General features: G+C 69.8%; 13 protein-coding genes and 2 pseudogenes. 13 read left to right on the plus strand and 2 right to left on the minus strand.

Going from position 1 to position 14295, the window contains the following annotated elements; translation table 11 throughout:
* Positions 1–287: 287 nt before the first annotated feature.
* Positions 288–1223 (minus strand): MerR family transcriptional regulator, encoded by a 936-nt coding sequence (locus ACZ43N_RS36930; protein WP_468103472.1) that lies wholly within the window; start codon positions 1221–1223, stop codon positions 288–290.
* A gap of 854 nt (positions 1224–2077) precedes the next feature.
* Here ACZ43N_RS36930 and ACZ43N_RS36935 point away from each other — a divergent pair.
* From ACZ43N_RS36935 to ACZ43N_RS36945, 3 genes and pseudogenes are all read left to right on the plus strand, one after another.
* Positions 2078–2839 carry a ribosome-inactivating family protein gene (locus tag ACZ43N_RS36935; RefSeq protein ID WP_468103474.1) on the plus strand — a complete coding sequence of 254 codons (762 nt, stop codon included), beginning with the start codon at positions 2078–2080 and terminating at the stop codon, positions 2837–2839.
* Between the two features lie 73 nt (positions 2840–2912).
* Positions 2913–3110: pseudogene (locus ACZ43N_RS36940) on the plus strand (transposase); the annotation flags it as partial.
* A 232-nt stretch (positions 3111–3342) separates the two neighbouring features.
* Positions 3343–3813, plus strand: a pseudogene (locus ACZ43N_RS36945) (hypothetical protein); the annotation flags it as partial.
* 378 nt (positions 3814–4191) lie between these two features.
* On the opposite strand, the gene ACZ43N_RS36950 reads toward ACZ43N_RS36945, so the two are convergent.
* Positions 4192–5100, minus strand: a complete 909-nt coding sequence (locus tag ACZ43N_RS36950; protein WP_468103475.1) for an AraC family transcriptional regulator — start codon at positions 5098–5100, stop codon at positions 4192–4194.
* A 128-nt stretch (positions 5101–5228) separates the two neighbouring features.
* On the opposite strand from ACZ43N_RS36950, the gene ACZ43N_RS36955 reads away from it, so the two are divergent.
* The 10 genes from ACZ43N_RS36955 to ACZ43N_RS37000 all read left to right on the plus strand — a co-directional run bounded on the left by ACZ43N_RS36955 (position 5229) and on the right by ACZ43N_RS37000 (position 14073).
* Entirely contained in the window at positions 5229–6008 is a 780-nt protein-coding gene (locus ACZ43N_RS36955) for an MBL fold metallo-hydrolase (protein WP_468103477.1), read from the plus strand.
* 53 nt (positions 6009–6061) lie between these two features.
* Entirely contained in the window at positions 6062–7075 is a 1014-nt protein-coding gene (locus ACZ43N_RS36960; RefSeq protein ID WP_468103478.1) for an SMP-30/gluconolactonase/LRE family protein, read from the plus strand.
* A gap of 31 nt (positions 7076–7106) precedes the next feature.
* Complete coding sequence (locus tag ACZ43N_RS36965) at positions 7107–7757, plus strand: NADPH-dependent F420 reductase (protein WP_468103480.1); 651 nt, start codon at positions 7107–7109, stop codon at positions 7755–7757.
* A gap of 95 nt (positions 7758–7852) precedes the next feature.
* Positions 7853–8794, plus strand: coding sequence for an SMP-30/gluconolactonase/LRE family protein (locus ACZ43N_RS36970; protein WP_468103481.1), 942 nt, complete (start codon positions 7853–7855; stop codon positions 8792–8794).
* A 238-nt stretch (positions 8795–9032) separates the two neighbouring features.
* Positions 9033–10304, plus strand: a complete 1272-nt coding sequence (locus ACZ43N_RS36975) for a multidrug effflux MFS transporter (protein ID WP_468103483.1) — start codon at positions 9033–9035, stop codon at positions 10302–10304.
* A 379-nt stretch (positions 10305–10683) separates the two neighbouring features.
* Positions 10684–11178, plus strand: coding sequence for a MarR family winged helix-turn-helix transcriptional regulator (locus tag ACZ43N_RS36980; RefSeq protein ID WP_468103484.1), 495 nt, complete (start codon positions 10684–10686; stop codon positions 11176–11178).
* A 157-nt stretch (positions 11179–11335) separates the two neighbouring features.
* Positions 11336–11959, plus strand: coding sequence for a DsbA family protein (locus ACZ43N_RS36985; protein ID WP_468103486.1), 624 nt, complete (start codon positions 11336–11338; stop codon positions 11957–11959).
* Between the two features lie 61 nt (positions 11960–12020).
* A complete protein-coding gene (locus ACZ43N_RS36990; protein WP_468103488.1) occupies positions 12021–12827 on the plus strand; it encodes an MBL fold metallo-hydrolase in 807 nt (268 codons plus the stop codon).
* Between the two features lie 5 nt (positions 12828–12832).
* Entirely contained in the window at positions 12833–13255 is a 423-nt protein-coding gene (locus ACZ43N_RS36995) for a nuclear transport factor 2 family protein (protein WP_468103489.1), read from the plus strand.
* A 266-nt stretch (positions 13256–13521) separates the two neighbouring features.
* A complete protein-coding gene (locus ACZ43N_RS37000; RefSeq protein ID WP_468103491.1) occupies positions 13522–14073 on the plus strand; it encodes an alpha/beta fold hydrolase in 552 nt (183 codons plus the stop codon).
* Positions 14074–14295: the final 222 nt, after the last annotated feature.

The raw sequence follows: 14295 nt of genomic DNA on the forward strand, positions 1-14295 counted from the left end.
CTGCCCAGCCCTGCTGCTGAGCCTGCACCCAGCGTGTCCCGTCGGCATCGTTGTCCACGACAGAGCTCGCCCACCGGCGCAGTGCGGGATCCCGGCTCACCTCGACCAATACGGCAACGTCCTCTATGCGTCAGGGGCGAAGAACGAGAGCGGGAGAGACCGGCGACGCGGCCACCCGAAGTACGACCGGGGCACTCATCAACCGATCATATGCGGCGGCGTTTTCACTCGACGCCAGCCGAGTCCGCCCCATGCCGCCTTGCGTATGCCGCCATGCGACCGCCCCGTCATTGCTGTGTCCGGACGCGCAGAGCCTGGACGGACCAATCGAACACTGGAGCCAGACTCTCCGGGGCCGGCCAGCCGTTGACCACTGCGAGCAGCTGGAGGTATCGCTCCCTACGTGGGTCGTTCACGCTCTCCAGCCGAGTCGCCAGCCGGCGGCGAAGCTCGACGTCGTCGGGCCGGCCGAGGAGGTGCGCGTAGTGAGCCGTGAACTCCGCGACGATCGGATCGGCCTGGGGTGAGGCCGGGTCGATGCCTGCGGTCAGGGCCGGGGCGGCCTGGTCACGGACGGCTGCGGCGATGTCGCGGCGCGGGACCGTCATGTCGCTTCGGGTCTGCTCGGCGGCCTGGTCCTCGGCCATCCGCCGCACGACGGCGCGGAAACCCGGGTCCAGGGACATTTCGGCCAGCTCCACCCACGCCTGGACCTGCTCTGCCTCCGGGTTGTCGGGCAACTCGGGGGTCATCGAACGCATGATCCCCGCGAATGCGGGGGCGTCAAGACCGCCGAAGACGGCGTCGAGGAAATCGCCGATCAGACGTCTGCGTTCGTCCTCGGAAAGCTGGGCCAGCCGGTGCATGAGTTTCGTCTCCTCAGGTGTGGACCCGCGCTCGGCCACCGCAGTCAGCACCGCGCGCCGCAGGCGCAGGACGCGGATCTGCACTGCCAGTGCTTCGGCGTGCGCTGCGGCGACTTCGGGAAGCGAGAGCTCGCGGTCCACGACCTTGCGGATCGTGGGAAGGTCCAGTCCCAGCTCGCGCAGGGTCCGCACGAGGTCCGGGCGCGCGGCGGCGTCGATGCTGTAGAGGCGGTAGCCGGCCGGGCTGCGGTCCGTCGGCGCCACGATTCCGCGATCGGAGTAGAACCGAATGGTCTTGACCGTGAGACCGGTCCGTCGAGCGAGTTCACCGATCGAGTAGAGCGTGTCGCCGTCCATGTCCCCACCTTTGTGTCTCCCCCTACTGGAGACTCAAGTCCCTTCGCCTGCCAGCAGGCAGGACCGATGCCACCAGCCCCCGCCTACTCAGCGGCGCGGAACCTCTGTCGTACCGTCGGCCCCCAGGTCCGTGGTGTGTTTCTCGCGGAGTTCCTCCGCGACTTCGTGTGCCCGAGCCGGGGCATGGTCCGTCATTGTTCTCGGTAGGCCAGCGCGCGCAGGTCGTCGTCGTGCGCGTAAAAGGACCGGACGGATGCTGCTGGGCGTCCCTACCGAGACAACTCGGCTGTGACGCCATAGCCCCCGCCTTGCCGTAGGCCGAGCCGACAGCGAGTGGGACAAGGCCCCAGGGGGATGGCCGCTTCCGCCGGTCGCTGACACCAGTTGCTGCACGTACGACTCCGGCAGCCTGTTTCAGGCTGTCGTGGCCTGGCCGTCGCCGCCATCACTCCGGGAAACGTGCGCGGGCGAACGTGCGGGCGCGGGCTTCGCCCCCCCCCGGCGCGAAGAGGCGGCCAGGGCATCGAGCAGGTTGCCGCGCAGCCCCCGACGCCGGTGGCGTGCTGCGCCAGCGTGTCGCCCGCCAGATGTTCCTCAAGGTGTCGATACCGCTCTGCGGGGCGAGTTCCGTGACACGTCGCTTGCACGCACTGCTCGCGTCCACCTTCGTGGCCTCGGGGGTGAAAGCCAGTGAGGTAGACACGGGAGGCAACGAAAACACGATATCCGGACAAAGAATGCGAAACTTGATCGTCTGGAATTGTCTGCGGTGACAAAGGGGGCCTGCCAAACAACTTCCGGGCTGTGAGTGTCAGTCGTGACATCGCCGCACGTCGAACAATCCGGAGCGCACCATGCCCACCAGCGTCCTGGCCGTGGTCGCCTTGTCCGTCCTTCTCGGATTCCTGGTGATCACCTTGCACTGGGTGGACAGCCACAGAACGGACTTGACGGCGGCGGAGCATACGACGACCAACACCGAGACCGTCGTCGGCAAGAAGCACATCGACTTCCCACGGGTCCGCTGGAACATCAGCCGCGGCTCGGGCGCCTACCTGACAATGCTCGACCAGCTGCGGAACCTCGCTGAAACCTCCGCCGACGGCCGCCACGCACGCAGCCTCGACACCGGGATGAACCTCGCCGTCACCGACGCCACAGAGAGCCGGAGTTTCGCCGACCTTGTGATCAGCAGCGACGACGACACCCCCACGGTGCATGCGGTCGTACGGCTCAGCGATTTCCACGTCGTGCGGTTCTTCTCCAGCGACACCCCACACGACTTCGTCCTGAACCTCACCTCAGACCTCCCCCACAAGAACGACGCCACCGACGACAACTGGTTCCTCGGCAAGGAGGCCTACGACGCCCTCACCCGCGTCGCGAACCAGTCGCTGACCGGCGTCGATCTGAGCGAGTCCAGCCTCGAAAACAGCCTCAGGGACCTCGGCGTCCGCGGCACCGACCGCACCGCCCAGGCACGCGGCATGCTGCGGTACCTCATCGCCATCACCGAAGCTTCCCGCTTCCGCCCCATCGCCCACCGCATCGCGAACGGCCTGGACAACGGGTCCAACGTCTTCCTCACCGCACAGCAGTCGACCCATGCGCAATGACGTGTCCGGTCGATCATGCGACTACTGCGCGTTCGGATCATTGATGTGGACATGGGGCGGGGTGATCCGGCGGATGCCGAATGGGACCGGCTGCGGCCGTTCCTGCCGTTCAGCAACAGACGTTGTGGCAGGTGGCGGGATCACCCGGCAGGTGATCGACGAGGTTCTACACCGGGTATGGACAGGCGCTCAGTGGCGTAACCTGCCCGAACGGTTCGGTCCGGGCAAGACCGTGTATGGGCGGCAACGATTGTGGTCGGCCGACGGCACCTGTGAGCGCCTACTCCAGCAGGTTCATGCTCAGGCTGACGCTGGGGGCGAGATCGACTGTGACATCTCGGTCGACTCCTCCATCGTGCGGGCGCATCGGCATGCTGCCGGCGCCCGCACCGATCCACCGCCCGCTCCCCCGCCTCAAGGGGGACGCACTCGACAGACGGGCGGCTGTGAGGTGAGGCGGGGGTTGCCCACGTGCCACCAGCGAGGCGGTGCAAGCCTTTTCCATGGGACGGCGAACGGGGCGGGAGGGACGACAGGGCGTGGCGAACGCGGAGCAGAGCGGACCGGGCGGTGTCGTCGGCACGGGTGCGGCGGTGCGGCTGGGGACGACGCGCGTCGTGCTCTGGCTGGTCGCCGCCGTTCTGGCGGTGCGGCAGATCGCCCTGGTGCTGCGCACGCCCAAGGGGGAGCGGCTGACGGAGTTGGAGACCTGGGTGGGGCCGGACGGCGTGCTGCATGTGGCGGGTTCGCTGTATGACTCGACGCGGTTCACGGGTACCCCGTTCGGGGGACTCGTTTTGAAGCCCCTCACGCGTGCGGCCGAGCAGGCTCTTGGCTGGGGCTGGACCTTCGGCACTCTGCTGCTGGTCGTCGCGCTGGGTCTGGTGGCCGCCCGCGCCCTGCCGCAGCCCGTCTCCCGGCGGACGGCCCTGCTGGCGGCGCCCGTCGCGGTCACGCTGCTGATGCTGTCGCTGCTGTGGCTTCGATCGATAGATGGCCTCGTGCCCTCGGGCGTCGACGAGGTCGGCGGGCTGCGAGGATATGTAGTTGGCCCTCGTGAGGATCAATAGGTGGCCTCAGCGAGTCCTCGTCTGAGCGTTCAGGTCAGGACGTGGGGAGCAACGGCGCGTTGCAGAGGTTCCCAAATCTCCGTGCAAGGCGGCGTGGAGTGCGGCCTCGAGTTCACGGGCTCGCTCTTCGCTCGACACGCCGTGCATCATGAAATAGATCGGCCCTGCGGAGGCGTCCGCATCGACCTCGCGGTTGTGGAGCAAGCGAGTGATCGCGGCCGGACAGCGTCGTTCATGGAGTCCTGAACCGCTGGGCGCGGTAAGCAGCGCATGATGTGCCGCTCACTGGTGGCCTTTATGGAGCTGACGGAAGGCGCCGGGCGTGATTCCGGTGTGGCGGGCGAAGAACTTGCCGAAGTTGGTGGGTTCGGGGAAGCCGAGGCGGCGGGCGATGGTGGCCACAGGGTCGTTGGTGTGTGCCAGCAGCCGCTGGGCCTCCAGGGCGACACGGCCGTCGATGACGTGTTTGACGGGTTGCCCGGTGGCGGCCGTGCAGGCTCGGGTCAGAGTCTTGACGGTGTAGCCGAGGCGGTAGGCGTAGTCGGCGGCGCGGCGGGTGGTGGCGTAGGAGCGTTCCAGTTCGGAGCGGAAGCGGGCGTAGACCTCCCCGCCGGCATTCGGGTCCCCGCCGCCGTGGGGGTGGGGCAGCCGGTCGATCTGCAACAACACGGTCGCCAGCAGAAGTTGAAGGATCTCCGCCGACACGGTCTGCTCCGGCCGGCCGTACTCGGCCCGCAACTGGCCCAGCAGCGTGGACAGCACCGCGTACTGCGGACGGGCACCCAGTTGCCAGCACCCCGGCCCGTACCACTCGTTGACCAGCCGGTCGGCGCTGCTGGTGTGCGGCGGGAAGGCGGGCGTGAACAGCAGGTGCGTGCCGTTCGCGGTGCCCGGCCGGACGAACCGTTGCACCTGTCCGGGGCGGACCCACAGCAGCGTGCCCGGACGCAGCGGATGGGTCACGAAGTCGACGGCGTGTTCGCCGCTGCCTTCGGTGATGAGGGTGAGGGTGTGGAAGTCCACCCGGTGGACCGCGTCCTGCCGGCTGCCCCGGCGTCGGCGCCGCTGGTGCAGGGTGGCCAGGTCGATGATCTCGAAGCCGGGGACCCGTTCCTCGGGCGGATTGAAGTCGAGCCTGGGGATGTCACCGCCCGGGCCACGATCAGCCCCGGCAGGGTCCGCTGGGATCATCACGGGCTCCTGAATGTCCTCGATTTACCACGGCGGGTCTCCAGCGTATCTCGCCTGCCTGCGCTTTCCCGGCGAGAGTGGAGGGCGTCAAGGCGGCGCCAGTCCGCCCTCACCGCAAGGAGCATCCTATGAACGGCACGGTCACGGTCCTCGACAAGGGCGCGGTCCGCATCCACAGCTACATGTCGCCGGCGGACACCTTCCATGCCACCACTCAGCTGATCGAGACCCCGGCACGGATCATTGCGATCGACGCCCAGTTGAACCCTGCCTACGCCGACGAGGCCGTCGCTTACGCCAAGGGGCTCGGCAAGCCGCTGGAGCGGCTCATCGTCACCCACGCCCACCCCGACCACTACAACGGAGCCGACCGCTTCGGCGTGCCGGTCCACGTTCTGCCCCTGGTACGTGAGCAGATCGCAGCGCGTCCTGCGGCCCAACTGCCGGGCGGCCTGGCCATCGCGGCCACCGACCTGCCCGGGAGCGTGGACATCACCCCGGGACGCGAGGTCATCGACGGTGTCCCGTTCGTCTTCGAGGCCGTCTCCGGTGGTGAGGCCGCCGACGAACTCCTCATCAAGCTGCCCGATCAGGGTGTCCTGGTCGCCCAGGACCTCGTCTACAACGACGTCCACCTCTACCTGGGCAACAACGACATCACCGGCTGGCAGCAGCTCGTGGACGCGCTGGCCTCCGAGTCCGGCTACGACACGATTCTCGCCGGCCACGGCGCCCCCGCCGGCCCCGAGGTCTACGACGACATCCGCCGCTACCTCACCGACGCCCGCGAACTCCTCGGCGACGACGGCGACGCATACAAGAAGGCCATCGTCGACCGCTACCCCGCCCACGTCGGCCCGTTCATCATCGACATCGCCAACCGGTCCCTCTTCCCCGCCGCCGGCTGACTCCCCTCTCGGTTCTCATTTTCCCTCCGGCACACGCCACAGAGAGATCCACCATGTCCTCAGTACGTCTTCGCGGCCTTTGTGCCGCGGCTGTCGCGACGGCCGCCCTGCTCGTCCTGGGCGGCGCGGCCCCGGCGGCCCTCGCCACCTCCGGCGGCGGCAGGTCCCACCACCCCGCCCTTGCGAAAAAGCCTCCCTTGCCCAGCAGTTACACGATCCCGGGTGACAAGACCTACCCCGAGGGCATCGCCCGCCAGCACGGCACGCCCTACTTCTACGTCGGCAGCACCACCGACGGCACGATCTACCGCGGCGACGTGCACCAACCTGATACCCGGGTGTTCCTGCCCGGCGGCGAGGACGGACGTACGTCGGTGGCCGGCATGAAGACCGACCGCGCGGGCCGACTCATCGTCGCCGGCGGCGCCACCGGCAAGGTCTTCGTCTACGACACCCGCACCCGCGCCCTGCTGCACGTCTTCGACACCGGCCGCACCGACGTCTTCCTCAACGACGTGGCCCTCGCCCCGAACGGCGACGCCTACATCTCCGACTCCCTCCACCCGGCCCTGTGGCACATCACCGCAACCGAGCTGCACAGCGGGACCGTCCACCAGCCCCTGCGCGTCGGAGTGGATCTGAGCCGGTCGCCGATGGTCTACGACGCCGGCTTCAACGGCAACGGCCTGGCGGTCACCCGCGACGGCCGCTACGTCCTGCTCGCCGACTACAACGACTACGCCTTCTACCGCATCGACGTCCGCACTCATCGGGTGGTCCCGATCGACCTCGGCGGCGCCAAGGGCATCTCCGGCGACGGACTGCTGCTGCGCGGCAACACCCTCACCGCCGTCACCGAACTCGACCACCCCGAGGGCCAGATCAGCGTCCTGAAGCTCAGCCACGACTACACCGGGGCACGGCTCGTGCGCACCGTCCACGGCCACGGCATGCACAGCCCGTCCACGGCGGCCTTCGACGGCCCCGACCTGCTGATCGTCAACTTCCAGTTCCAGATCGCCGACCCGCACCTGCCGTTCGACGTGGTGCGAGTCCACGTCGAGTAGCGGCCGCACACCACCAGGAAAGGCGACAACCATGAAGATCACCGTCATCGGCGCCGGCAACATGGCCCGCGGCATCGCCACCCGCGCCCTGGCCGGCGGCCACACGGTCACCATCACGGCCAAGGACGCCGACAAGGCCGGACGGCTCGCCGACGAACTGCGCGAGCAGAACCACGGCGGCGGCCGGATAGACGCCGCCGACGACTTGGCTGTGGACGACGCGGACATCGTCATCCTGGCCGTGCCCTTCGAGGCGGCGAAGCACCTCGCCACCTCCTACGGAGCACGCCTGAACGGCAAGGTGCTGGTCGACATCAGCAACCCCGTCGACGCCGCGCTGGACGCGCTCGTCGTCGCCCCGGGCACCTCGGCCGCCGAGCAGATCGCCGCAGCTGCCCCGCCGCAGGTGCGCGTCGTCAAGGCTTTCAACACCACCTTCGCCACGACCCTGGCCGCCGGAGAGGTCGACGGCACGCCGCTGGACGTCTTCATCGCCGGCGACGACGAGGCGGCCCGCGGGAAGGTCGCCGACCTCGTCAGCTCCGGCGGGCTGAATCCGGTCGACGTCGGTGCCCTCAAGCACGCACGCGAACTGGAGGGCTTCCAGCTGCTGCACATGGCCCTGCAGATCCGCGAAGGCGGCCACGGCTGGGCCAGCACCATCAAGATCATCGCCCCGTGAGCCGCGCGGGCACGCCCCCTGCACCCCGTTGCCGGCCCGCTTCCCCCACGGGCCGGCAGCGGACCGTCACCCATTGCCTTCAGGAGAACCGCCCCATGCACCCCCGCACCCTGCTCACCTCCCTCGCGGTCACCTCGGCCCTGCTGGTCTGCGCACCCACCGCCACCGCGGCCACCGAGCCACTCTCCGCACCCCGGATCGCCGCCCACTTCAGCCTGCCCGCCGCCCAGCAGCCCGAGAACATCACCCTGGACGGCGACGGATCCGCCTACCTGACCTTCTCCTTCGCCCGGCAGATCGCCCGCGTGACCCCGTCCGGCCGCACCCACGTCCTGGCCACGCTCCCGGCCCCCGCCAAGGCGAGCACCCCCAACCTGGGCAAGGCGTTCGTCGGCGGCATCGCCCGCGCCGACGACGGCACGCTCTACGTCACCTACGCCACCGGTACGGCCGACCTCACCGGCGTGTGGGCCGTACGCCCAGGCGGCCGTCCGCACCGCATCGCCGCCCTGCCCGCCGACGGCCTGCCCAACGGCCTCGCCCTGGACCGGCGCACCGGCCGTCTCTACATCACCGACTCCGTCCACGGCGTCATCTACCGCCTCCCCGCGCACGGCGGGAGGGCCACCGTCTGGGCCGACGACGAGGCCCTGAAGCCCACCACGTTCGCCGGCGCCAACGGACTGAAGCTGCACCACGGCGCCGTCTGGGCCACCAACCTCGACAAGGGCACCGTCCTGCGCATCCCCGTCACCGCACGCGGCACGGCCGGACCCGTCCAGGTCCGCGCCACCGGCATGCCGTCCATCGACGACTTCGCCTTCACCGGCCACGGCGACACCCTCCTGGCCGCCCGCGACAACAACGAAGTCGACCTCGTCCGCCCCGACGGCACCCACACCACCGTGCTCACCGCGGCCGACGGCCTGCAGACCCCCACGTCCGTCGCAATCCACGGCGACACGGTGTACATCCCCAGCGCCGCCTACCTCACGAACGAGGACCCCAACCTGCTCGTCGCACACCTCGACCACTGACACGGCCCACCAGGACAGCGCACCTCATCCGTGACCGTGGCGGTGCCGCGCCGACCGGACGGCACCGGCACGGTCAGGCAGCGGCGGCACAACGGCCGGGGGCTCCCGTCCGGCTGCCGAGGCCGCAAGCCCTGACACCGGAACCCCACGGACGGAGCCCCCGGGGCCGCCAACGATCACACATCCCCCCGGCGCGCGAGGCACCCGGCCTGTCCACCCCGAAAGCCCTGGAACAGATATGTCCGAACCATCCCCGGCCGGCGCCGCCCCCACGCAAGCCCCCGGCCCGCCGACCCCAGCACGCCACCCCCGCCGTCTGCCGCTCGTGCTGATCCTGGGCTCACTGACCGCGCTCGGCCCCCTCACCATCGACCTCTACCTGCCCGCCCTGCCCCAGGTCAGCGCAAACCTGCACGCCTCACAGGCCGTCACCCAACTCACCCTGACCGCCTTCATGATCGGCACAGCCGTCGGCCAACTGGTCATCGGCCCGCTCAGCGACACCCTCGGCCGACGACGTCCCCTCCTGACCGGACTGACCGTGTACATCGCGGCAGGCGCCGTATGCGCCCTCGCTCCGGATCCGGCGGTGCTCATCGGCATGCGTCTGGTCCAGGGCCTGGCCGGCGCCGCAGGGATCGTCATCGCCCGGGCCGTCGTCCGCGACCTGTACGACGGACTCGCCGCCGCCCGCCTGCTGTCCTCCCTGATGCTCGTCTCCGGCACCGCCCCGGTCCTCGCCCCCGTACTCGGCGCCCAACTCCTGCGCCTGACCTCCTGGCGCGGTGTTTTCGCCGCTCTCACCCTGCTGGGCCTGGCGATACTGGCCGCCACCACCGCCCAGCTGACCGAGACCCTGCCCCCGGCACACCGCCGCCCCGGCGGACTGACCAGCACCCTGCGCACCATGAGCGACCTGGTCCGCGATGCCCGCTTCACCGGCTACCTGCTCACCGGCAGCCTCGGCTTCGCGGCCATGTTCGCCTACATCGCCGGCTCCTCCTTCACCCTGCAACAGATCTACGGCGCCTCCCCCCAGACCTACAGCCTTCTGTTCGCCCTGAACTCGATCGGCCTGGTCGCGACCGGCCAGCTCAATGGCAAGCTGCTGCTGGGCCGCTTCTCCTCGCACCGCGTCCTGGCAACGGGCCTGGCGCTGCTGGGTGTTGCGGGCATCGCCCTGGTCCTCCTGGTCACCGCCACGCACGCGGGCCTGCCCTGGATCGCCGCCGCGCTCTTCCTCACCGCCTGCCCGGTCGGCTTGATCCTGCCCACCACCACGGCCCTGTGCCTGCAGCGCGCGCCACACGCGGCGGGCAGCGCCTCCGCACTGCTGGGCACCACCCAGTTCCTGATGGGCGCCCTCGCGCCCGCCCTGGCCGGCCTCGGCGGACGGCCCACCGCCCTGCCCATGGCCCTGTCGGTCCTCAGCCTCGCACTGGCCGCGGCCGGCTGCTTCCTCGCCCTGTGCCGCCCCTGGCGAGCCACTCCCGACCCGCTGGCCCAGTGAGCCGACGAGCGAGGACACGAGACCACACCCTCAGACCGATCGAACACCGCAGCAAGCGAACCCCTTCCATGCACCCAGCACCCGCGGCACGCCGGGAGCCACCGCGCCGGCGTGCGTCCGCATGGTCGGCGGGCCCGGCCCAGCTGGCAGGGCCGCGGACGCTGGTCTCAGCGCAGGAGAACCGCGCTGAACGCCTCCCGGGATCACCATCGACGGCCGGCTCTCAGTCGGCCGCTGGTAACCCCCACCCACCTGTGGTCACACCGCTGCATGGACACACCTGACCGGTCAGAGGGGGCAGTGAACGAGGAGTCGTCTGCTGCTGTGCGGCATGATCGGTGGGCGGGGTGGAAGCGGGACGGAAGGGGGCGCCACGACTGTGGACGAACAGGCGGAGATCTCTACGTCGAAGGATGCGGCGAACAACGCGCTGGTCCTGGCCTTCGGGCGGTTGCAGGGGGCGGCGAACCGGCTGGAGTACATCCTGGGCCGGGCTCTGGAGGTGGAGTGCGGCATCAGCCATCTGATGTTCGAGGTGCTGCTCATTCTGGGGCGTGCCGGCGAGCCGGGGCTGTCGATGCGGGCCATCGCCCAGGAGCAGGTGCTGACCACGGGAGGAGCGACCCGTCTGGTGGACCGCATGGAGGCGGCCGGCCTGGTCGAGCGCGTCGAGGACCCCGGGGACCGGCGCGGACGGCTGGTGCGTCTGACTCCGCTGGGGGAGCGGACCACGGTCGCCGCGTCACGGGTGCACGTGGAGAACATCAGGCGCTATTTCCTCGCGCCCCTGCCGGTCGAGGACCGGGAGCGGTTCGCCGAGAACCTGCGCATGCTGAGTCATGCGGCGCGGGACATGCTGCCCCGGCTTCCCTGACCGCGGTCTGCGGCGGGCGGCGCAGGATCCGCGGAGGTGGGCACCAGTGTGTGATGGCCGCCACTCCATCGACCGAAATACCTGACTTATCAGATACTGTTGTGTCAGGTGAAAGGCTCGCATCAGCGGGCACCGCACCGTTCTGCCGAGGTCCTCGATGAAGCTCATCTACGTTTTCGACGCCTACTGCGGCTGGTCACACGGATTCTCCCCGACGCTGCGCGAAGTGGCCTCCCGGCATCCCGAGCTCCCAGTAGACGTGGTCTCCGGCGGCCTGTTCACCGCAGAGCGCCGGGTACCGATCCGGGAGTTCGGCTATGTCCAGGGCGCCAATACCAAGATCCGTGAGTTGACCGGCGCGGAGTTCGGCGAGGCATACGAGCGGCTGATCGCCGACGGCTCGTTCGTGATGGACTCCGAGGCCGCCGCCCGCGGCGTGGCCGCCCTGCGCCAGGTCGCTCCCGCGCGGGCGGTGGAACTGGCTGCCGCTGCCCAACGGGCCTTCTATCTCGACGGCCGCAGCCTGTCCGAGACGGCCACCTACCGGAAGATCGCCGAGCAGACCGGGCTGGACGCGGTCGCCGTCGCCGCCGCTTTCGAAGCGCCCGCAGCCCGGGCTGCGGGCGAGGCCGACTTCGCGCGCGCCGCCGAGCTGGGCGTCGAAGGCTTCCCCACGCTCCTCGCCGTCGACGGCGAGCGCGTGACCACCCTGGCCCGCGGCCACGCCACCGCGGACGAGGTCGAGCGTCGTCTCGCGTTCACGGCCGCCCACACCGTCTGACCTGCACCCCCGTCCCCACAGCCCCGTCCGCGTAAGCCCCAGAGCTCCCAAGGAGGCAGCCATGAGCACCCTTTCCTTCAAGGTCCTCGACCTGGACTTCCCGGCCGGCACCAAGAACAAGACCGCCACCCTGGTCACCAGCGAGCACGAGGCCCTGCTGGTCGACGCCGCCTTCACCCGCGCCGACGGCCACCGCCTGGCCGCCGAGATCCTCGACTCCGGCAAGAAGCTGACCACCGTCTTCATCTCCCACGGCGACCCCGACTTCTACTTCGGCGCCGAAGTGCTCGCCGACGCCTTCCCGCAGGCGCGCTTCGTCGCCACCCCGATCGTCATCGAGCACATCCGGCACTCCTACGAGGGCAAGCTCAAGGCGTGGGCTGCCCTCGGCCCGAACCTGCCCACCCGTCTGGTCGACCTGGAGCCCCTGACGGGCGAGCTCACCCTGGAGGGCCACCGCTTCGAGCTGAAGGGCGGCCCGGCCGGCCTGCCCGACCGGCACTACTTGTGGCAGGCCGAGCACAAGGCGATCCTCGGCGGCGTCCTGCTGTTCCAGCAGGAGCACGTCTGGGTCGCCGACACCGCCACCCCCGCCGACCGCGCCGCCTGGATCGACCTCCTGGACGAGATGGCCGCCCTCGAGCCGGAACTGGTCGTGCCCGGCCACCGCCTGCCCGGCACGCCCGCCGACGCCTCCGCCATCACCGCCACCCGCGACTATCTCCTCGCCTTCGAGGAGGAGCTCGGCAAGGCAGCCGACGGCGCCGCCCTGACCGACGCGCTGGTCAAGCGCTACCCGGACAACGGCATGCTGATCGCCGCCCAGATCGGTGCGAAGGTCGCCAAGGGCGAGATGAAGTGGGGCTGAGCACCATGACGCACGACCGCACCGATTTCGCCACCTCCACCGCCCCCGCCGACGTCGTACGCCGCCAGTACCTGGCCTCGGCGGCCGGCGACCTGAAGGCACTGCGCGCCACCCTCGCCCCCGACGTCGAGTGGACCGAGATGGCCGGCTTCCCCCTCGCCGGCACCTACCGCACCCCCGAAGGCGTCACGTCCAACGTAATGGAGAAGCTCGGCCAGGACTGGGAGGACTGGACTGCCCACGACGACACCTACGTCGTCGACGGCGAGAACGTCGTCGTCCTGGCCCGATACACCGCCACCAACAAGGCCACCGGCAAACCGATCGACGTCCGCGTCGCCCACCACTTCACCGTCCGCGGCGGCCTGATCGTCCGCTTCGAGCAGTTCGTCGACACCGCGCTCGTCAGCGACGCGATGACCGACTGACCTCCCGCGCCACCTCAAGGACGTAAGGACTTACCCGATGAACGCGACCGTCGTGCTGGTCCACGGGGCGATGCACACCCCGTGGATCTTCGAACCGCTGCGCGAGCGGCTCACCGCCCCCGGCGTCACCTCCCGCGCCGTGCAGCTGCCCAGCAGCAACCCCGACAGCACCGAAGCCCGAGGGCTGACCGAGGACGTCGACGTGGTCCGCGCCGCGATCCAAGCCGCTGAAGGGCCCGTCGTGCTGGCCGCCCACTCCTACGGCGGTGTCCCCCGCCACCTGGGCTGCCGCAGAAGCGGACCGGGTCGCCGAACTCGTCTACCTCGCCGCGTTCGCACTCGAACCCGGAACCTCGATGCTGGAGTGGATGGGCGGCGACTTCCCGCCCACCTGGATCCACTCCCCCGACGGCCTGGCCGTCAAGGCAGCGGACGCGGAGCAGTCCATCTTCAGCGGCGTGGACCCCGCCCTGACCGCCGAGGCTGTCGAACGCCTCAACTGGCAGGGCATGCGCGCCTTCACCGAGAGGCTGGGCGCCGCACCCACGAAGGTCCCCCTCACGTACGTCGTGGCGACCGAGGATCCGGCACTGCCGCCCGCCGTACAGGAACAGTGGGCAGCGCGTGCCGCCCACACCCTCCGCGTCCCCTCCGGGCACTCCCCACACCTGTCCCACGCCGACCATGTCGCCGACGCCCTCGCCGAGGACGCGTGGCTGGAGCTGCACCACTACCTCAACCCCGACGCCGTGGACGGGACGAACGACCTGCACGCTCGGACCGCCGCAAACGGCCCGCGCAACCCCGTCCGCGGCTGACCGTCAACCGATCCACAAGTCATACACGGCACCGCTCCTGATGTCGTTCGCGGAGAATTAGCGGATCAGCAAGTCCTGGTCATGCTTCCAGCAGTTGTGCTGGAACTCGACCTCCGCCTAGTGGTCCGTGTCCGTGGCGAAAGCCCCGGGCCCCTGGCGGCAGGTCACCGGCGATCGTTGGTGGGTGCCTCAGGTGGCTAGCCGGGTCCAGGAACCCTGACA

Source organism: Streptomyces sp. NPDC030814, assembly GCF_055572155.1.

Excerpts from the sequence above, each read along its gene's own strand:
- ACZ43N_RS36935 (WP_468103474.1), top strand. The coding sequence starts at position 2,078 with ATGCCCACCAGCGTCCTGGCCGTGGTCGCCTTGTCCGTCCTTCTCGGA.
- ACZ43N_RS36985 (WP_468103486.1), top strand. The coding sequence starts at position 11,336 with ATGAAGCTCATCTACGTTTTCGACGCCTACTGCGGCTGGTCACACGGA.
- ACZ43N_RS36960 (WP_468103478.1), top strand. The coding sequence starts at position 6,062 with ATGTCCTCAGTACGTCTTCGCGGCCTTTGTGCCGCGGCTGTCGCGACG.
- ACZ43N_RS36965 (WP_468103480.1), top strand. The coding sequence starts at position 7,107 with ATGAAGATCACCGTCATCGGCGCCGGCAACATGGCCCGCGGCATCGCC.
- ACZ43N_RS36970 (WP_468103481.1), top strand. The coding sequence starts at position 7,853 with ATGCACCCCCGCACCCTGCTCACCTCCCTCGCGGTCACCTCGGCCCTG.
- ACZ43N_RS36995 (WP_468103489.1), top strand. The coding sequence starts at position 12,833 with ATGACGCACGACCGCACCGATTTCGCCACCTCCACCGCCCCCGCCGAC.
- ACZ43N_RS36950 (WP_468103475.1), bottom strand. The coding sequence starts at position 5,100 with ATGATCCCAGCGGACCCTGCCGGGGCTGATCGTGGCCCGGGCGGTGAC.
- ACZ43N_RS36930 (WP_468103472.1), bottom strand. The coding sequence starts at position 1,223 with ATGGACGGCGACACGCTCTACTCGATCGGTGAACTCGCTCGACGGACC.
- ACZ43N_RS36955 (WP_468103477.1), top strand. The coding sequence starts at position 5,229 with ATGAACGGCACGGTCACGGTCCTCGACAAGGGCGCGGTCCGCATCCAC.
- ACZ43N_RS36990 (WP_468103488.1), top strand. The coding sequence starts at position 12,021 with ATGAGCACCCTTTCCTTCAAGGTCCTCGACCTGGACTTCCCGGCCGGC.
- ACZ43N_RS36975 (WP_468103483.1), top strand. The coding sequence starts at position 9,033 with ATGTCCGAACCATCCCCGGCCGGCGCCGCCCCCACGCAAGCCCCCGGC.